Source organism: Mesorhizobium australafricanum, assembly GCF_033977265.1.
GTDB lineage: Bacteria > Pseudomonadota > Alphaproteobacteria > Rhizobiales > Rhizobiaceae > Mesorhizobium > Mesorhizobium australafricanum.
In genome coordinates, this window is the sequence record NZ_JAVIIT010000021.1 from 16,792 (window position 1) to 34,287 (window position 17,496).

Annotated in this window: 18 protein-coding genes and 1 pseudogene; 11 read left to right on the plus strand and 8 right to left on the minus strand. The window is 63.5% G+C overall.

Annotated elements, in window-relative coordinates; genetic code table 11:
• Position 1: 1 nt before the first annotated feature.
• On the minus strand, positions 2 to 1,003 hold the full coding sequence (locus tag RFM98_RS27595; RefSeq protein ID WP_320311736.1) for a hypothetical protein: 1,002 nt from the start codon (positions 1,001 to 1,003) through the stop codon (positions 2 to 4).
• A gap of 284 nt (positions 1,004 to 1,287) precedes the next feature.
• On the opposite strand from RFM98_RS27595, the gene RFM98_RS27600 reads away from it, so the two are divergent.
• A complete protein-coding gene (locus RFM98_RS27600) occupies positions 1,288 to 1,998 on the plus strand; it encodes a DNA helicase (RefSeq protein WP_320311790.1) in 711 nt (236 codons plus the stop codon).
• A gap of 47 nt (positions 1,999 to 2,045) precedes the next feature.
• Positions 2,046 to 2,603, plus strand: a complete 558-nt coding sequence (locus tag RFM98_RS27605; RefSeq protein WP_320311737.1) for a GNAT family N-acetyltransferase — start codon at positions 2,046 to 2,048, stop codon at positions 2,601 to 2,603.
• Between the two features lie 3 nt (positions 2,604 to 2,606).
• Here the strand turns inward: RFM98_RS27605 and RFM98_RS27610 are convergent, their stop codons facing one another.
• Positions 2,607 to 2,993: a DUF983 domain-containing protein gene (locus tag RFM98_RS27610; RefSeq protein WP_320215658.1), complete on the minus strand. Its 387-nt coding sequence runs from the start codon at positions 2,991 to 2,993 to the stop codon at positions 2,607 to 2,609.
• Positions 2,994 to 3,104: 111 nt separating this feature from the next.
• Here RFM98_RS27610 and RFM98_RS27615 point away from each other — a divergent pair, with 111 nt between their 5' ends.
• Complete coding sequence (locus tag RFM98_RS27615) at positions 3,105 to 4,478, plus strand: aminotransferase-like domain-containing protein (RefSeq protein ID WP_320311738.1); 1,374 nt, start codon at positions 3,105 to 3,107, stop codon at positions 4,476 to 4,478.
• 30 nt (positions 4,479 to 4,508) lie between these two features.
• Here RFM98_RS27615 and RFM98_RS27620 read toward each other — a convergent pair whose 3' ends face one another.
• The 3 genes from RFM98_RS27620 to RFM98_RS27630 form a co-directional block, all read right to left on the minus strand.
• Positions 4,509 to 5,690 carry an MFS transporter gene (locus RFM98_RS27620; RefSeq protein WP_320311739.1) on the minus strand — a complete coding sequence of 394 codons (1,182 nt, stop codon included), beginning with the start codon at positions 5,688 to 5,690 and terminating at the stop codon, positions 4,509 to 4,511.
• 80 nt (positions 5,691 to 5,770) lie between these two features.
• A complete protein-coding gene (locus tag RFM98_RS27625) occupies positions 5,771 to 6,028 on the minus strand; it encodes a DUF2061 domain-containing protein (RefSeq protein WP_320311740.1) in 258 nt (85 codons plus the stop codon).
• 94 nt (positions 6,029 to 6,122) lie between these two features.
• Positions 6,123 to 7,787: a Na/Pi cotransporter family protein gene (locus tag RFM98_RS27630; protein WP_320311741.1), complete on the minus strand. Its 1,665-nt coding sequence runs from the start codon at positions 7,785 to 7,787 to the stop codon at positions 6,123 to 6,125.
• Positions 7,788 to 8,135: 348 nt separating this feature from the next.
• Here RFM98_RS27630 and RFM98_RS27635 point away from each other — a divergent pair, with 348 nt between their 5' ends.
• From RFM98_RS27635 to RFM98_RS27655, 5 genes are all read left to right on the plus strand, one after another.
• A complete protein-coding gene (locus RFM98_RS27635; protein WP_320311742.1) occupies positions 8,136 to 8,498 on the plus strand; it encodes an RcnB family protein in 363 nt (120 codons plus the stop codon).
• Between the two features lie 138 nt (positions 8,499 to 8,636).
• A complete protein-coding gene (gene dnaG / locus RFM98_RS27640; RefSeq protein WP_320311743.1) occupies positions 8,637 to 10,592 on the plus strand; it encodes a DNA primase in 1,956 nt (651 codons plus the stop codon).
• A 426-nt stretch (positions 10,593 to 11,018) separates the two neighbouring features.
• Positions 11,019 to 13,046: an RNA polymerase sigma factor RpoD gene (rpoD, locus tag RFM98_RS27645; protein ID WP_320215653.1), complete on the plus strand. Its 2,028-nt coding sequence runs from the start codon at positions 11,019 to 11,021 to the stop codon at positions 13,044 to 13,046.
• A gap of 194 nt (positions 13,047 to 13,240) precedes the next feature.
• Positions 13,241 to 13,534, plus strand: a complete 294-nt coding sequence (locus RFM98_RS27650; protein WP_095766734.1) for a GYD domain-containing protein — start codon at positions 13,241 to 13,243, stop codon at positions 13,532 to 13,534.
• Positions 13,535 to 13,594: 60 nt separating this feature from the next.
• On the plus strand, positions 13,595 to 13,975 hold the full coding sequence (locus RFM98_RS27655; protein ID WP_320311744.1) for a thiol-disulfide oxidoreductase DCC family protein: 381 nt from the start codon (positions 13,595 to 13,597) through the stop codon (positions 13,973 to 13,975).
• A 56-nt stretch (positions 13,976 to 14,031) separates the two neighbouring features.
• Here the strand turns inward: RFM98_RS27655 and RFM98_RS27660 are convergent.
• Positions 14,032 to 14,284: pseudogene (locus RFM98_RS27660) on the minus strand (DUF2798 domain-containing protein).
• 267 nt (positions 14,285 to 14,551) lie between these two features.
• Between RFM98_RS27660 and RFM98_RS27665 the strand changes: the two are divergent.
• On the plus strand, positions 14,552 to 15,223 hold the full coding sequence (locus tag RFM98_RS27665; RefSeq protein ID WP_320311745.1) for a PadR family transcriptional regulator: 672 nt from the start codon (positions 14,552 to 14,554) through the stop codon (positions 15,221 to 15,223).
• Between the two features lie 80 nt (positions 15,224 to 15,303).
• Here the strand turns inward: RFM98_RS27665 and RFM98_RS27670 are convergent, their stop codons facing one another.
• Together RFM98_RS27670 and RFM98_RS27675 are read right to left on the minus strand one after the other, a co-directional pair.
• A complete protein-coding gene (locus tag RFM98_RS27670; protein WP_095817392.1) occupies positions 15,304 to 15,564 on the minus strand; it encodes a YiaA/YiaB family inner membrane protein in 261 nt (86 codons plus the stop codon).
• A gap of 43 nt (positions 15,565 to 15,607) precedes the next feature.
• Positions 15,608 to 16,285, minus strand: coding sequence for a PspA/IM30 family protein (locus RFM98_RS27675; RefSeq protein WP_320311746.1), 678 nt, complete (start codon positions 16,283 to 16,285; stop codon positions 15,608 to 15,610).
• A 176-nt stretch (positions 16,286 to 16,461) separates the two neighbouring features.
• On the opposite strand from RFM98_RS27675, the gene RFM98_RS27680 reads away from it, so the two are divergent.
• Positions 16,462 to 17,103 carry a TetR/AcrR family transcriptional regulator gene (locus tag RFM98_RS27680; RefSeq protein WP_320311747.1) on the plus strand — a complete coding sequence of 214 codons (642 nt, stop codon included), beginning with the start codon at positions 16,462 to 16,464 and terminating at the stop codon, positions 17,101 to 17,103.
• A gap of 53 nt (positions 17,104 to 17,156) precedes the next feature.
• Positions 17,157 to 17,450, plus strand: a complete 294-nt coding sequence (locus RFM98_RS27685; protein WP_320215647.1) for an HlyU family transcriptional regulator — start codon at positions 17,157 to 17,159, stop codon at positions 17,448 to 17,450.
• The last annotated feature ends 46 nt before the right edge of the window (positions 17,451 to 17,496 follow it).

The window sequence follows — 17,496 nt, forward strand, 5'->3', positions numbered from 1 at the left end:
TTCACGGATCCTTGCACATAGGTATCGGCTGTGGCGGCGGCGCCGGATGATCCGTCTTGTACTGCGCGATGATCGGTTCCAGCGTCTTCTTCGGCCAGAATTTCGGCGAGCCGATCTCCTTCAGGCAGGAGGCATTCCAATAGGCTCCCGCAGCTGAGAGCGTTTGGCCAGCGGCTTTTGCACGCGCGACGGCGGCGATGTCGCGCGACTCAGGATAGATATAGAGCGTCGTCGGGTTGTTCTTCACGATGGGGATGATCTGCTCGGCATCGGCAGGCGACCAGCTGGTGCAGCCATTGCTGCGGCCGCCGGCATAATTCACCAGCTTGCCGAACGGGACCAAGCCGTCATGGTCGGCGTACGAGCTGTTCGGATCTTTGCGCAGGCACATGCCCCTGAGCAAGGCAGCCGGATGCCCGCCGATCACGCGCTGCCTGGCGTTCGCCGCTTCGCCTTCGCCGTCGAACTGGATGAAGCTGCGCATGAACACCGCGTTCTGCGCGCCGACGCGGTAGTAGCCCTTGAACGACGTCTTGGTCTCGGCGGTGATGTAGGCTCCGCCGGCCGTCAACTCGGAGTCCATCGCGTTGCCGAAGTTTTTCGCGCAACGCCGGCCGTTCGAGAAATCGGCAACGCCTTTCAGGTTACGGCCGCCGCCATGGCCCGAGGAAACCGCGCGGAAGAGCTGCTTGGCTTCGCAGACGATATAGTAGCGCTGGCCAAGCACGCTGTTGCCCAGGTCGCCGGGCCGAGTAGCATCCATGGCGAAGTAGCAGGGGTTGCTGACCGAACCATCGCCTACCTTTTTCTGGTAGAGCGCGCGCGCCCGCTCCAGCACGACCTGCGAGATCTGGCCCTCGCCATCGCCGACATGGCGCTGCAGCCAGTCGGGAACGTTCGACGGCCGCAACGCCGCGAATGAGCTGACGGACGCCGTCAGGGCCGCGAGGATCGCGACAAGACAGAAGATGGCCGCGCCCAGCGGAACAGATCTCAACCGCACCGTTATGCCCCTCCTGTCGAAGTGTCTCGTACCTGTGAATCACCCAGGCCGATCATAGAAGGTCTCGCACGTATCGGCGAAACACTTCTAGTTTAGCGGCGCCTTTTGGAGATCGGATTTTCGGTCCGCTTCGATTGAGCTATGATCTGATTCCGGCGCGCCCACGCCTCCTCCCTCCATCGGAAAGCATTGTTCATGCAGGGCAGTCGATCACTCAACCAACTGTTCGAGCACCCAGGCACAAGGAGGGATTGCTAAGACTGCTCGCGGCAGGAGGTTTTTCGATGCGGCTTTCCGCACCTCTCTATCATCTGAAGCGCCAAGCGAGGCTCCTGTCCCGCAGGGAAAATGTGCCCCTCTACCAGGCGCTCGACCGCGTTGCCGCCAAGCAAGGCTTCGGCAGTTGGAGCCTGCTTGCGGCCAAGGCCGCCGAGGCCACGCCCGCCGGCAAGTTGTCAGCCCGGCTGATGCCCGGCGACATGGTTCTCGTGGCGGCGCGGCCGGGCCAAGGCAAGACGCTGATGAGCCTCGAACTCGCCGTGGCGGCCATGAAGCAAGGCAATCGCGCCGTATTCTTCACCCTGGAATACATGCACGCCGACATCCTTGACCGGTTCCGTGACATCGGGGTCGACCCGGCCGCTTTCGACCATCTGTTCGCGTTCGACAATTCCGATGCCATCAGTGCCGGCTACATCATCGAGACGTTGCGGTCGGCGCCGCGCGGCACGCTGGCTGTCATCGACTATCTGCAACTGCTCGACCAGAGACGGGAGAATCCCGATCTCATGGTCCAGATCCGCGCCTTGAGGGCGTTTGCCCGCGAACGCGGACTGGTGCTGGTCTTCATCTCGCAGGTCGACAGATCATATGATTCGGCTCGGAAACCGTTTCCGGATATCGGCGATATCCGACTGCCGAATCCCCTCGACCTGTCGCTGTTCGACAAGACCTGTTTCCTGAACAAGGGTGAAATCCGGTTTCAGGCGACTTGAGAGCGATCCGTGTCGCGGCTATGCCGGTCTCGACAGGGAAGCGAAGCATGATCAAGATCGTCAAGCCCGCGCTCGAACATTTGCCGTCCTACAAGGCGGCGCTGGAGCGCGGTTGGTCGCCCGACAATGTGCGGCTCCTGGAGGCGACGCGCGAGCAGCTCGAGGCGATCGAGAAACATCCCGTTGAATTTCTCGCCGGCCTTGACGACCCCGAAGCGAAGGGACCGCCCATAACCTTGCCCGACGGCACCAAGGTCGCGCGGCTGCCGGGCTTCCGGCGCTGGATCTGGGATGGCGAGGCCGCCGGCTCGATCGGCTTTCGCTGGCAGAAGGGCACGTCGGCGCTACCCTCGCATGTGCTTGGCCATATCGGTTATGCGGTGGTGCCGTGGAAGCGGAACCGCGGCTATGCCACCGAAGCGCTGCGGCTGATGCTGGACGAGGCGAGGGCGGTCGGGCTCGACCATGTCGAGATCACCGCGAAGCCAGGCAATCCTGCATCGCAGAAGGTCATTACGGCCAATGGCGGCAGGCTCATCGGCCGCTTCTTCGAGGACGCCGCCTATGGCGGCGTGGAGAGCCTCAAGTTCCGCATCGACCTTTGAAGGTTACTCGCCGGGCTTCGCCAGCCTTCCTTCTTCCGCCTTGTGGTAGAACTGGCTTGCCACGAGCCAGCCTTTGAGCGGCCTGAGCGGCGGAATGCAAGTCGCGAGAACGATCGGCACCGAAACGAAGGCGTGGAACCACATCGAGGGCTCGAAAGTCACCTGCGCCCAGACGGCGAACAGCACCGAAGGCACGCAGGCAAAGCAGATGACGAAGAAAGCCGGGCCATCGGCAGGATCGGCAAAGGAATAGTCGAGCCCGCAGACATCGCATTTCGGAGCCAGTTTCAAGAATCCCTCGAACAGGTGGCCCTCACCGCAGCGCGGACAGCGGCCCCGGATGCCTACCTGCCAGGGTACCAAATGTGGATAATGCGCAAGGTCTTCCATGATCGTCGCTCCAATGGACCTCGCGTGAGGCCAGTCGGCCTTGAGGTCCCGGATGCATACATATATCATACTTGTATGCATACAATGCGACAAAATGTATGGAAGCAGCAAGTGAACGATGAAAGCGACATCGGCTGGCTCCCGGTTTTGGAGGCAGGGCCTCGACCGGTCTATCTCAGGATCGTCGACGCGCTTGCGGATGCCCGCTCGAATGGCCGATTGCAGCCTGGCGACAGGTTGCCGCCGCAACGGGAACTCGCCCGGTTGCTGGGGGTCGATCTTACGACCGTCACGCGCGCGTTTTCCGAGGCCAGGCGCAGAAACCTTATCGATGCAACGGCGGGCCGCGGCACCTTCGTGACACCCGGCGAACCGGAAGAGCCAGTCCTCGATCTGAGCATGAACATTCCGCCCGCACCGGCCGGCCTCAACCTGCCGGCCTTGATCCGCGCGGGTATCGAAGGGCTGCTCAAGCGCTCCAGCGCGGAAGCGCTGCTTTCCTATCATCCCGGTCCGGGCTCGCCTGTGGAGCGCGCCGTCGGCTCGTCATGGCTTGCCGCAACGCAGGACAGGCTGCCGGTCGACCGGGTCGTTGTCGGTTCAGGAGCGCAGGCGTTGCTCACGGCCATCCTGCTTTCGCAGACGCATGAGGGCGACACGATCCTTGCCGACGCGCTGACCTATCCCGGACTGATCGCGCTGGCCGAAGCCACGCGACGCAAGCTCGCCGCTGTCGGAAACGATGATGAGGGGATGCGGCCGGATGATCTCGAGCAGGCGGCGCGACGGCATGGCGCCCGCGTTCTCTATCTCAATCCGACGCTTCAAAATCCAACCGCGCTTGTCATGCCCGAAGGCCGGCGTCGCGAACTCGCCCGCATGGCCGACAAGCTCAAGCTGATCGTCGTCGAGGACGATCCCTACAGCCGGCTGCTCGCCGCGGCGCCGCCGGCATTTCTGAAGCTGGCGCCGGAGCGGACCTTCCATGTTGCGACATTGGCGAAATGTATCTCGCCTTTCCTGCGCACGGCCTTCCTGGCGGCGCCTGACGCGCAAGCAGCGGAGCGTATCGCGGCGGCGATACGCGGCACGACAATGATGGCGCCGCCGCTGATGACGGGCCTCGCCTGCGAGTGGCTGCGAAGCGGTCTTGCCGAGGAGATCACCGCCGCCGTGCGGGCCGAAGCACGGGCCAGGCAAGGGATCGCCCGCAACATTTTGCCCAAGGGTTTCGCGGCGTCGGAGTCCAGCCTGCATCTGTGGTATCCACTGCAGAGCCAGTTGCGCTCGGCCGAACTCGCCGACATCGCCCGCCGTCGAGGACTGGCCATCAGCCCGGCGGAAGAGTTCGCCGTCGGGCACGACTTCGCCAACGGCTTCCGGTTGGCGCTCGGTGCTACTGCCAACCGGGAACGGTTGAAGGAAGGCCTTCACAGCCTGGCTTCCATCCTTTCGGGGGTGCCTGGCTCGGGACTGAAGATCTGAGACAACAGGCTGACAGGATGCGCAGGCCTGTTACTCCGCTGCCGCCGGCAGCGGCGGCGTCGTGCGGCTGCGCCATTCCCAGGTCTGCGAGGCGGCAGCCACCATCACTGCCACCAGCATCGCTAAAGCGCCGGCGAGCGGCAGGCTGCGATAGCCGTAGCCGGCATTGAGCATCGCCGCGCCAATCGATGCAGCCAGCGCGATGCCGACATTGAAGCCGGACGGGATCAGCGAGGAGGCAAGGTTGGAGGCATCGGCCGTCCAGGCGAGGATGCGGGTCTGGATCGGCGCGCCGATGGCGAAGTTGAGACCACCCCAGACGATAATGGCGATGATCATCGGCACCGGGCAGGGGCTGACGAGATGGATGATGCCGAGCGTCACCGCCTGCAGGGCAAGCATGGTGATCAGAGACGGCATCAGCTTCCAGTCGGCAAGCTTGCCGCCGACAAAAACGCCGATCGTGGCGCCGACGCCGTTGAGCAGCAGCACCCAGGGGATCAGGCTCTCGTCGAGGCCTGTCACTTCAAGCAGCGTCGGCGTGATGTAGGTGAAGAGACCGAACTGGCCGATCATCAGCATCAGCATCAGGATCAGCGACGTCCAGACCTGCTGGCGGCCGAGCACGCGGACCTCTCGCGCCAGGCCAGCCGGCCGGTTGGCGGCGCCGGCCGTGCGGGGCAGTAGCGCAAGCATGGCGACAATCGCGATGATGCCCAGCGCTCCCATCACCCAGAAGGTCGCGCGCCAGCCCCACAGGCTGCCGATCGCGGTACCCACCGGCACGCCGATGACGTTGGAGACTGTCAGGCCCGAGAGGATCACCGCGACAGCGCGGCCGCGCTGGTCCTCGCGCACCAGGCTGACCGCAACCACCATGGCGACGCCGAAATAGGCGCCATGCGCGACCGCAATCGCGATACGCAGGAAAAGCATCGCGGCGAAGTCGGGCGCCAGCGCACAGGCCACCTGGCCAATTGTGAAGGCAATCGTCAGCCCGAGCAGCAGCGTTTTGCGCGAAACCTTGCTGGTGGCTAAAGCCAGCAGCGGGCCGCCGATGGCAATGCCGCAGGCATAGCCGGACACGAGATAGCCGGCGGCCGGTATCGAAACACCGAGGCCCTGTGCCACCTCGGGTAGCACGCCGGCGATGACGAATTCAGTGGTGCCGAAGGCGAAGGCGGCAAGGAAAAGGGCAATCAGCGGCAGCATGGTTCAAAACATATGCGAGGAATGCACGCCTCAAACCACGCTTGGGCGGGTCCGGCAATGCAGAAATTGTCGATGCCGCTTTAGCTTTTCTTGACCGGGATTAGCTCCGCCTCGGTCGCCGACAACGACGCCGGCTTCTTGTTCCTGCCGTAAGGAATTTTCAGCCATGCCCGCTCATGAAGGTAAAAGAGGAGCGACTTTGTGACAACTTCAGTTCCGCCGATGGCCGCAGCGAGCTTGATGCTGCCTGTCACCACGAGCGAGATGATCATCGTGTCGATCGTGCCGGTGGCGCGCCACGAAAGCGCCTTGGCGAAGCTGCGCGAATGGGTGTCCATCGACCGATCATCCTCCCAACAGGTCCTCAGACGATCCTTAGCCGACGGAAGCGAGGATGAGCAAAGACTAATTTTTCGGCTGGTCGCGACCGCCTCAGCCTGCCTTCAATCGCGAGCCACCGAGCAGGCCGCGCTCTTCGAGCACCGGATAGGCGATGGAAGCAAGCAGCGAGTTGATCTGCTTCAGGTCGCGGATGGTGTCGAGGTGGATCGAGCTCGTCTCGACGCTCTTGGCGGTGCCTTCGCGCAGGCGCAGGAAATGGCTGGCGCTGGTTTCCTTCTCGCGCTCGCGCAGTTGGTCCTTCTCCAACACCAACTGGCGGGCGGTTTCGGAATCGCGCGAGACCAGCACGTTGAAGGCGAGCCGCGCATTGGCGAGCACCGAGGAATGGAAGGCGCAAAGCTCTTGCCAGCCCTCGGGGGTGAATTCCAGGCCGCGTTCCAGCTTCTTCCTGACATGCGCCAGCATGTTACGCACGACGATGTCGCCGACCTGCTCGAGCTTGACGCAGGCACCGATCAGCTCCTGGCAACGCAACGCCTCGTCCTCGGTCAGCGGGTTCCTGGTGATCTTGGCGAGATAGAGCTTGATCGCGGCGTGCTTCCTGTCGACGCGGTCGTCGAGTGCTGCAAGCGCCTTGATCTTGGCGGGATCCGCATCCTCATAGAGCTCGATGATGCGCTTCAGCATGATCTCGACCGTTTCGCAGACCCGCACCACCTCGCGAGTGGCGTTGGCGAGCGCCTGGCTCGGCGTGTCGAGCGCGCTTTCGTTCAGCGCCGAAAGCTCCACGACCTCAAGCGTGGCTGCCGGCTGCGGCTTACTAGCCAGCGCCACGATCCGCCCGGAAGCGCGGTAGACGAGACCGGCCAGCGGCAGGCCGGCCAGCAGGATCAGCACGTTGAACAGGATGTGGGCGTTGACGATCTGATCCGGTGCGGTTTTGCCGAGGAAGGCGACATCCGGCTTGAAGGTCATGATCAGGACCAACATGATCAGCGAGCCAAGGCCGCGCATCAGGAGGTTGCCGATCGGCACGATGCGCACCACGGGCGTCGCCGATCGCGTCAGCATCGGCGCGATGAGCGACGAGCCAAGGTTGACGCCAAGCACCAAAACCACGCCCAGCTCCGGCGTGATCAGCCCGCGGCCCGCCAGCGTCGTCATCAGGAGGACCGCGGCGATGCTGGACTGGAACAGCCAGGTGACCAGCGCGGCCATGAGATAGGTGGTGATGGGGTCGCCCGAGAAGTAATTGATGATCAGCGGCATCAACTGGCTGTTGCGCAGCGGCTCGGACGCCTGGCCGATCATCTCCAGGGACAGGATCAGCAGTCCGATACCGATCAGGATCCGGCCCAACTGCCGCCAGTCGCGCCGCTCCGTGGCCATGAACATGACCGTGCCCGCTATCAGGCAGAGCGGCACCAGCAGCGTGAGATCGAAGGTGAGCAGCTTGACCACGAGCGCCGAACCGATCTCGGCGCCGCGCACGGCAAGCTGTCCGGCGGCGCCCGAAACGATGCCGGCGCCGGCGAAGGAGCCAACCAGCAGCGTGACGGCGGTGGAGCTCTGCAGCGCGACCGCCAGCCCGCAGCCGGCCAGCACGGCCATGATCGGGTTGCGCATGGTGGCGCGCAGCCGGTGGCGCAGCACGTCGCCATAGGCGCGCTCCACGCCGGTCTTCACCATGCGGGTGGCAAACAGCATCAGCGCCACCGCGCCGGCAAGGTGCAGGAGGACGACGGAGCCGCTCAAAGCCGACCTCGCGGGGTGATCGTGGCAACGCGGAGAGGGGTACGAATCTTAGTCATTTCGAAGCTCCGAGATACACCAATTAACATTAGCCGGATAATAGATTTTTCTGATGCGATGATCCTCTCCGCTCGACGGAACATGTCGGAAATGAAGGGAGGCGCATTGGTTGCACGCGCCGCGCAGCGGCGCTTCGCCTCATAACGTCCGACGCTTGGGCAGCGTGGCCGCGCGCGATCCGGAGTCTTGCATAAGCATCGGAAATCATTACGGAATTGTAATTCTCATGTTCAGTTTCAGTTCATCCATTGGCGGCTATTCCTCGTCTATCGACAACAAGGAGTACCGACCATGAAGCGTCTCATACTTTCCGCCGTCACCGCCTCGGTGCTGGCCGCCTCGGCCTTGTCCGGCCAGGCCGCGCCGCTCGCCCAACCGAGCGCGCCGCAGTCGAACTACACGCAGATCGACTGGCAGAAGCCCGGCAGGCATGTCGACAAGCGGGTCGTGAAGAAGAAGGTCATCGTGAAGCGCAGCCATTGGCGCAGCGGTCAGCGCTATTCCAACTGGAAGCGCCACCAGCCGGTCCGTGACTGGAACCGCCACGGCCTGCGCCGCCCCGGCCCCGGCCAGGAGTGGATCCGCGTCGGCAACGACTATGTGCTGGTCAGCATCCTCTCCGGCATCATCTTCGGCGCGATCGCCGCGCAGTAAACCGTCACATCCGGAAATCCTGGAGAAGGCGGCCGCATGGCCGCCTTCTTTTCGTCTGTGAAAAGCGGGTACGATGGGCCGGATAGAGTCGCAGCGCCCGGGCGGCTTGATTATATGGAGGGCAAAAGAGTTTCCCTGATGCGCTTTCCGCCCGCCTTCCTCGACGAGATACGCGACCGCGTGCCGATTTCGCAGGTCATCGGCACGCGTGTCGCATGGGACAGGAAGAAGACCAACGCCTCGCGCGGCGACTATTGGGCCTGCTGCCCGTTCCACGGCGAGAAAAGCCCGTCCTTCCACTGCGAGGACAAGAAGGGCCGCTACCACTGTTTCGGCTGCTCGGTTTCGGGCGACCATTTCAAGTTCCTCACCGAACTCGACGGCATGAGCTTTCCCGAAGCGGTCGAGAAGATCGCCGAGATGGCCGGTGTGCCGATGCCGGTGCGCGACGCCCAGGAAGAACGGCGCGAGAAGGAACGCGCCAGCCTGACCGACGTGATGGAGATGGCGACCGCCTTTTTCCAGGAGCGGCTGCAGAGTGCCGACGGTGCCAAAGCCCGCGCGTATCTGCGCGACCGCGGCCTGACGCCGGCGACGCAGCAATCCTTCCGGCTGGGCTATGCGCCCGACAGCCGCAACGCGCTCAAGGAGCATCTCGCCGCCAAAGGCGTGCCGAAGGCCGATATCGAGGCCTGCGGGCTGGTCCGCCATGGCGACGACATTCCGGTTTCCTATGACTGGTTCCGCGACCGCATCATGTTCCCGATCCCGGATTCGCGCGGCAAGATCATCGCTTTCGGCGGACGCGCGCTGGCGCCCGATGCTCTGGCCAAATACATGAACTCGCCCGACACCGAGCTCTTCCACAAGGGCAACGTGCTCTACAATTTCGCTCGCGCCCGCAAAGCCCTGGCGAAAGGCGGCTCGGTGATTGCCGTCGAAGGTTATATGGATGTCATCGCGCTGGCGCAGGCCGGCTTCGAGAACGCCGTGGCGCCGCTCGGCACGGCGCTCACCGAGAACCAGCTCGAGCTTCTGTGGCGCATGGCCGGCGAGCCGGTGCTGTGCTTCGACGGCGACCAGGCCGGGCTGAAAGCGGCGTGGCGTGCAGCCGACCTGGCGCTGCCGGCGATCCAGCCCGGGCGCTCGGCGCGCTTCGCGCTGCTGCCGGAAGGCAAGGACCCGGACGACCTGGTCAAGGCGGATGGTCCCGATGCCTTCCGCGCGGTGCTTTCGGAAGCGCGGCCGCTTGCCGATCTGCTGTGGATGCGCGAGACAGCCGGCGGCGTCTTCGATACGCCCGAGCGGCGGGCAGAGCTCGAAAAGACGCTGCGCGAACTCACCAGCCGCATCCGCGACGAAAGCCTGCGCTACCATTACCAACAAGAGATGCGCGAACGGGTGCTGAGTTTCTTCGGCTCGCAGCGCGCCGCGCGGCAGGGCCATCACGGGGGGCGCTCCGACGGCCGGCCTGGCGAGCGGGGCAAGGGGCCGGGCCCCGGTGGTGCCTTCGGGCGGGGCGGGGCGGCCGGCGGGCGCGCCGCGATCACCGAGAGTCTCGGCCGCTCGGCGCTGGTCAAGCGAGCCGGCGAGGGGATGTCGGTGCGCGAGGCGACGATCATCGTGGCCCTGGTCAACCATCCGGCGCTGATCGACGAGAATTTCGCGCATGTGGAATTCCTCGACCTTGCCAATTCGGATCTGCGCAAACTCCACGCGGCCATTCTCGACGCCATGGCGCATGACGCGGCCGACGAGCGCGGCACGGTCATCGCAACCATCGAGCGCGCCGGCTGCGGCGGCATCTGGGAGCGCGCGGTGGAGCTGATCAAGCGCGCGCGGCAATGGCCGGCGCTGGAGACCGCCGCACTTGACGATGCCCGCGACGCCTTCAACCAGGCGCTGCACTTGCAGCGTAGCGCCCGCACATTACATAGAGAGCTGAAACAGGCGCAGGCGGCGCTCGATGCAGACCCTTCGGATGAAAACTTCCGGCATCTCGTCGAGATTCAAGCGCAATTCAACGACGTGCAGGCAACGGAAGCGCTGATCGAAGGGTTCGGCGTCTCGTCGGGCAGAGTTGGACGCGTTTAGGCCGCAACTGCCCCCTGGAAATGAAGTGGAAATGCTTAGCGCGTCGAATCGACGCCTCTAAGTCGGGTAATTGATTCGCTTTTTTCATGCGAATCATGCCAGAGGCGCTTGACCTTCTGGCAGATTGGCGGAATCAGGACGATTCGAAACGTTAACCGTGCCCCGGCGTCGGCGGGAAATTCCAGCGATGTGAGGTGCCGGTGACGACTGGACAGGCAAAGTGCCTGCTCCAGATATCAGGGTTAATCTGGACTTAATGCATGTCGCCCAAAAGTGGAAACCGGTTTGGGACAGCGACGTGCACAAAACAAAAGAGATGACGCGGTTACTGGACCGGTGAAAAGCGTTCTGGTGCGAGCGCGTCCAGCATAGCCGGTCCGGCAGTTTACGCGGCCTCGATATTCGGCCGCTTGGAGACGACAAAGAATGGCGACTAAGGAAAAGGAAGAGGTCGAGACCGAACGCGAAGGCGCCACCGATGGCCCCCTGCTCGACCTTTCCGACGATGCTGTCAAGAAGATGATCAAGGCCGCGAAGAAACGCGGCTATGTCACGCTCGACGAGCTCAACGCGGTGCTTCCCTCGGAAGAGACGGATCCGGACCGCATCGAAGACATCAATGCGATGCTCAGCGACATGGGCATCAACGTCGTCGAGGACGACGAGCAAGGTGAAGAGAGCGAAGCCGAAGCGCCCGCCGACGCCGAGGAAGACGCCAACGAACTCGCCGAGCAGACCGGCACCGCCGTCGCCGCCACGACCACCAAGAAAGAGCCGACCGATCGTACCGACGATCCGGTGCGCATGTATCTGCGCGAGATGGGCTCGGTCGAGCTTCTGTCGCGCGAGGGCGAAATCGCCATCGCCAAGCGCATCGAGGCCGGCCGCGAAACGATGATTGCGGGTCTCTGCGAAAGCCCGCTGACTTTCCAGGCAATCATCATCTGGCGCGACGAGCTCAACGAATCGAAGATCCTGCTGCGCGAGATCATCGACCTTGAGGCGACCTATGCCGGCCCCGAGGCCAAGCAGGCGCCTGTCGTTGAACGCGTCGAGGAAGCGCCCAAGCCCGAAGAGAAGCCGCGCGGCCGCGCGGCGGCACGCGAGGAAGAAGACGACATCACCAATGTCGGCGTCGACACGCGCGGGCTGGAGGAAGAGGAAGACGACGAGGACGAGGCGAGCCTGTCGCTGGCCGCGATGGAAGCGGAACTGCGCCCGCAGGTGATGGAGACACTCGACGTCATCGCCGACACCTACAAGAAGCTTCGCAAGCTGCAGGACCAGCAGGTCGAAAACCGCCTGGCCGCAGCCGGCACGCTCTCGCCCAGCCAGGACCGCCGGCTGAAGGAGCTCAAGGACCAGCTGATCAAGGCAGTGAAGTCGCTGTCGCTCAACGCTGCGCGCATCGAGGCGCTGGTCGAGCAGCTCTATGACATCAACAAGCGCCTGGTGCAGAACGAGGGCAAGCTGCTGCGTCTCGCCGAAAGCTATGGCGTGCGCCGCGAGGAATTCCTCAAGGAGTATCAGGGCTCGGAGCTCGATCCGAACTGGACCCGTTCGATCGCCAACCTGACCTCGCGCGGCTGGAAGGAGTTCACCAAGAACGAGAAGGACACGATCAAGGAGCTGCGTGCCGAGATCCAGAACCTCGCCACCGAAACGGCTATCTCGATCCTGGAATTCCGCAAGATCGTCAACCAGGTGCAGAAGGGCGAGCGCGAGGCCGCGATCGCGAAGAAGGAAATGGTCGAGGCGAACCTTCGCCTCGTCATCTCGATCGCCAAGAAATACACCAACCGCGGCTTGCAGTTCCTCGACCTGATCCAGGAAGGCAATATCGGCCTGATGAAGGCGGTCGATAAGTTCGAATACCGCCGCGGCTACAAGTTCTCGACCTATGCGACCTGGTGGATCCGGCAGGCGATCACCCGCTCGATCGCCGACCAGGCGCGCACCATCCGCATTCCGGTGCACATGATCGAGACGATCAACAAGATCGTGCGCACCTCGCGCCAGATGCTGCACGAGATCGGCCGCGAGCCGACGCCGGAGGAACTGGCCGAGAAGCTGGCCATGCCGCTGGAAAAAGTGCGCAAGGTGCTGAAGATCGCCAAGGAGCCGATTTCGCTCGAAACCCCCGTGGGCGACGAGGAGGATTCGCATCTCGGCGACTTCATCGAGGACAAGATGGCGATCCTGCCGATCGACGCGGCGATCCAGGCCAATCTGCGGGAGACGACGACACGGGTGCTTGCCTCGCTGACGCCGCGCGAGGAGCGCGTGCTCAGAATGCGCTTCGGCATCGGCATGAACACCGACCATACGCTGGAAGAAGTCGGCCAGCAGTTTTCGGTGACGCGCGAGCGCATCCGGCAGATCGAGGCCAAGGCGCTGCGCAAGCTCAAGCATCCGAGCAGGTCGCGCAAGCTCAGAAGCTTCCTCGACAGCTGATCCGGAAATCAGACAAGCAAATCGAAAGGGCGCCTCGGGCGCCCTTTTCATTTGCGAGCGTCGCCTTGCCGGGGCCGCTCGACAGGAGGATAATTCCCGCGTCGGATGCATTTGTGGGCGACAAGCCGGATGCCCGCCCGGCGTCGGCCGTCAACGGCCTGGCGCCCGCACCGTGGCCCCGGAGGAGGTGTGCCATGACAACCTACATCGTGCTTATCAACTGGACCGAGTTGGGCGCCAAGAATGTGCGGGAGTCGCCGAAACGGCTCGATGCCGCCAAAAAGCTGCTGGGAGAAATGGGCGGATCGTTCAAGGCATTCTATCTGACCATGGGCGAATGCGACATGGTCGCCATCGTCGAAGCCCCGGACGATGCGGTGCTTGCCCGCTTCGCGCTGATGCTGTCGTCGGGCGGCAATGTCAAGACTCGAACGATGAAGGCGTTTCCGGAATTCGCCTACCGCGAGATCATCAGCTCGCTTGGGTAAAGTGGCTGAAGGACCGGCGCGGCTGTTGCGAAGCCGCGCCGCATTCCCGATAGTCGCGCCATGCCGAAGCCGCTGCTGACTGTTTGGTACAACACACGCTGTCCGGTGTGCGATGCGGGTATCAGCCATCAGAAGCGGCGGCTGGTCGAGGCGATCAAGGCGGGCCGCGTCGAATTCCGCGACATCAATTTCGAACCTCAAGCGCTTTCAGTCTTCGGTGCCGCGCTGGAGGATATCCGCCGCCGGCTGCATGCGACCGATGCCGAAGGTCGGCTGCTGGTCGGCGCCGATGTGGCGATCGCGGTCTGGCGGCTCACGCCGGGCGAGGGCTGGCTGGCGACACTGTTGGGCAACGCGATCGCGCTGCCGCTGACGCGCTTTGCCTATGACCGCTTTGCGGACCTTCTCTACGCCTGGAACAGGCGCAAGGGCCGCTGGTAGGCGGCGCTCTCCATCAGGGAAAGCCCGGAGCGCGTTCCGGGCTTTCCCAGCATCGGTCACCTCGCTGCCGGCTCGCACAGCCAGCCGACGATGCGGCGCACCACGGGCAGCACCAGCAGCAGGGTCGGAAACGCCACCAGCCAGGACAGGCCCCAGGCGGCCAGCCAGATTGAGGTTGGGGTGAAGGCCGAGGCTCTTCAGCGTGGAGATGAACGAGACGATGAAGGTCATCAAAAGCGACAGCACCAGAGGGCTGACGACAGAGGCGTAGCGCGCAGGCAGCTTCCTGCGCCGATTTCTTCCAGTCATTGGGATTTTCCCGAAACATCGGTCCGTCGCATTTGGCATCCTCTTGCCGGTTTTCGGCATATGCCCGGAAGGACCGGGTGGATGCGTTGCTTGACGTCAGACGCTTACGGAGCGGTCGGCGACCCTCGCGGGGCGTTCTAGCGGCTGGCCCTCTTGAAATCAATCCGGCTGACGGCATTTTTAGATACATCGTAAGATATATCTTGACCCGGCAGGCGCCACAGCCTATGTGAGATATATCGTAAGATATAACTCAAGGAGCAATCCATGCACAGACATAATCATTCCGGGCACAACCACTTCGGCGAGCGCATGTTCATGCATATGGCCGGCAAGTTCGGCGGTCGTGGCGGCTTCGGTCCGTTCGGCCATGGCGGCAGGGGCGGTGGACGCGGCGGGCCGGGCGACATGTTCCGCGCCGGGCGCATGCTGGCCGACGGCGATCTCAAGCTGATCACGCTTTCGCTTCTGGCCGATGCGCCGCGCCACGGCTACGACATCATCAAGGCGCTGGAAGAGCGCACCAGCGGCATCTACAGCCCGAGCCCGGGCGTGGTCTATCCGACGCTGACTTTCCTCGAAGAGGCGGGCTACGCGGTGTCCTCGAGCGAAGGCAACAAGAAGGTGTTTTCGATCACCGAGGCCGGCAAGGCGCATCTCGAGGAGAACCGCGAGATGATCGACAGCGTGCTCGACCATCTCGAGCGGTTCGGCCGCAAGATGGCCGCGGCGCGCGAATGGTTCGGCTGGGGCGATGACAAGGACGAGGGCGGCTGGCGCCGCGGCCGTTCGGAAAAGCGCGACCAGTTCCGCGCGCTGCGCCAGCGGCTGCGTGCCGCGCTCGGCGACATCGCCGACGCGCCGGAAGACAAGCAGGCCGAGGCGATCAGCATCCTCGAAGACGCCGCCGACGCGATCGAGGCGCTGGCACGTCGTTAAGGCATTCTCATATCGAAACCCAAAAAGCCCGGATCACTCCGGGCTTTTTGCATTCCGTCGGCGATCGGCATGGGCAGGGATTACTCCTTGCCGACATATTCGCTGATCAGCTTCTCATTGCGCGCCTTCTCGATCTTGGCGGTGGTCTCGGCGGAGATCCGTTCGTCGGTGCGGTACTTGACCAGGTTCACCAGGCTGCCGGTGAGCAACAGGACGCCCATCGCCCAGTAGCCCTTGGTCGAGAGGTCGACAGGCGCCAGCCACAGTGACAGGCCGAGCATGAAATAGGCTGCGCCCACGGACACGGTGTTGAACAGGATATAGGTCTGATTGCCGTTCATCGTATTGCTCCTTGGATTTGATCTGTTTGGGAAAATTACGGGTTCAATTCAGGGATTTCAGGCGTGCCAGGACGTGTTCAGCGCGCACCTTGGTGGCCGGTCCGTGACCTGCTTCGGCGAGGCGGTCGCGGATCGCCTCGTGGCGCAGCTCGCCGTCGATCTCGTCGAGGATGCCGGCCTCCTCGAACGGGTCGCTGCTTTCCTTGATGCGGGCCAGCAGTTCCTCCGCTTCGTTGAGGCTTGCGGTGCGGCCGATCGAACGGTTCAGGCGCGACTGCGCCTTGCGTTCGGCATCGATCGCCCTGGCGGAAATCATGCCCTGGTTGAGATCGATGATGCGGCGATGCGCCTGTTCTACGGACAGACGCATCCGCAAGGTCTTCTCGCCGAGGCTTTTGACCGTGGCGCGGCGGACCTCGCGCTCGTTCTCGAGTTCGGCGATCGCGGAAGCGCCGCCTTCGGCAAGCGCCTGGTTGTTGGCGGAAAGCGCGCTCATCGTGCGGGTTTCCAGATCGGCGATGCGGCGGTCGAGCTGGTCGAGGCTGGTCTGCTCGGCACGCTGGCGCACGATCAGCGAGGCGAGCGTCTGCTTGGCGGCTGCGAGGCCCGCCTCCGCGTCGCGGATGCGCTGGGCCAGAAGGTCGATCGCAAAACGATCCTTCAGATTGTCCTCGGCCCGGGCGCTGGCGCCGTCCAGCAATGTCTTGATCAGGCTAAGCATGGTTCTTCTCCCTGTTTGCGTGAACATCGTTCACGACCTCAACATAACAGGAAATGAACATTGTTCAAGCTCCATTTTGAACGCTGTTCATGGAGCGCTGGACATGGTAAACGCAAGCAAGTGGAACGAATTCCGGCCGGGGCGCCCCGGTTCCGCACACTAGGACAGGAAAGAGCATGGCGCTGGACAAGGAAGAAATGACCGAGAAGGTGCTCGCCATTGCCGAGGCGCTGCTCAACGAGGGCGGCGCCGACAATCTGAAAGCGCGTAGCATCGCCGAGCAAGCCGGCATTTCGGTCGGATCCGTCTACAACCTCTTTGCCGATCTCGACGAGGTGCACCGCGCCGTCAACATGCGGCTGCTCGACCGGCTCGGCGCGACAGGCCTGGCGGCCATGGCCGATCTCGAAAGGCAAGGGGTGACCGATGTCCGGCATCGCATCCTGGCGATGGCCGCCGCCTATGTGCGGTTCGTCGAAGCGCATCCCGGCAGCTGGCCGGCGGTGCTTGCCTTCAACCGCCGACGCGCGACGCGGCCTGGCCCCGATGCCTATGACGCGCTGCTGGATGCACTCTTCGACATCGTCGCCGGCGTGCTCAAGGCGGGGGATTTCGACCTCGACGACGACCGCCGCGCGCTTGCGGCGCGAACCTTGTGGTCAAGCGTGCATGGCATCGTGACCAGCGGCTATGTGGCGAATTCGAACAGCAGGCAGGCCGAGGAGATCTGGCGTCAGGTCGAGCTTCTGGTCGGCGTTTTCGTCAAGGGACTGGAACGCGGCGGCGCATTCGCGCATGCTGAGACAAAATCTGCGTGAACAAGGGGGCGCCGCGATTCCTCGGCGTCCGCGTGGAATGGGAGTTTTGAGAGATGTCTTTTCTGAAAAAGCTTTTTGGCGGCGGCAGTAGTGAGGCGACGGAGGCCGGCACTGCCAAGCCGGCGAAGCAGGTTGAGCACAAGGGGTTCCTGATCAGCGCGACGCCCTACAAGGCCGAGGGCCAGTATCAGACATGCGGCGTCGTCTCGAAGGAAGTGGACGGCGTGATGAAGGAACACCGCTTCATCCGCGCCGACCGCTTCGCCGGGCTGGACGACGCCGTCGACATCTCGATCAAAAAGGGCATCCAGCTGGTCGACGAGCAGGGCGAGAGGATGTTCGGCTAGCTGCCGCAGCGGTTTCGGATCCCGCCGGCTCGCTCCTCTCTGTTCC

Coding starts and splice junctions, on each gene's coding strand:
- RFM98_RS27600 (WP_320311790.1), top strand. CDS start 1,288: ATGCGGCTTTCCGCACCTCTCTATCATCTGAAGCGCCAAGCGAGGCTC.
- RFM98_RS27605 (WP_320311737.1), top strand. CDS start 2,046: ATGATCAAGATCGTCAAGCCCGCGCTCGAACATTTGCCGTCCTACAAG.
- RFM98_RS27610 (WP_320215658.1), bottom strand. CDS start 2,993: ATGGAAGACCTTGCGCATTATCCACATTTGGTACCCTGGCAGGTAGGC.
- RFM98_RS27620 (WP_320311739.1), bottom strand. CDS start 5,690: ATGCTGCCGCTGATTGCCCTTTTCCTTGCCGCCTTCGCCTTCGGCACC.
- RFM98_RS27625 (WP_320311740.1), bottom strand. CDS start 6,028: ATGGACACCCATTCGCGCAGCTTCGCCAAGGCGCTTTCGTGGCGCGCC.
- RFM98_RS27635 (WP_320311742.1), top strand. CDS start 8,136: ATGAAGCGTCTCATACTTTCCGCCGTCACCGCCTCGGTGCTGGCCGCC.
- dnaG (WP_320311743.1), top strand. CDS start 8,637: ATGCGCTTTCCGCCCGCCTTCCTCGACGAGATACGCGACCGCGTGCCG.
- rpoD (WP_320215653.1), top strand. CDS start 11,019: ATGGCGACTAAGGAAAAGGAAGAGGTCGAGACCGAACGCGAAGGCGCC.
- RFM98_RS27650 (WP_095766734.1), top strand. CDS start 13,241: ATGACAACCTACATCGTGCTTATCAACTGGACCGAGTTGGGCGCCAAG.
- RFM98_RS27655 (WP_320311744.1), top strand. CDS start 13,595: ATGCCGAAGCCGCTGCTGACTGTTTGGTACAACACACGCTGTCCGGTG.
- RFM98_RS27665 (WP_320311745.1), top strand. CDS start 14,552: ATGCACAGACATAATCATTCCGGGCACAACCACTTCGGCGAGCGCATG.
- RFM98_RS27670 (WP_095817392.1), bottom strand. CDS start 15,564: ATGAACGGCAATCAGACCTATATCCTGTTCAACACCGTGTCCGTGGGC.
- RFM98_RS27675 (WP_320311746.1), bottom strand. CDS start 16,285: ATGCTTAGCCTGATCAAGACATTGCTGGACGGCGCCAGCGCCCGGGCC.
- RFM98_RS27680 (WP_320311747.1), top strand. CDS start 16,462: ATGGCGCTGGACAAGGAAGAAATGACCGAGAAGGTGCTCGCCATTGCC.
- RFM98_RS27685 (WP_320215647.1), top strand. CDS start 17,157: ATGTCTTTTCTGAAAAAGCTTTTTGGCGGCGGCAGTAGTGAGGCGACG.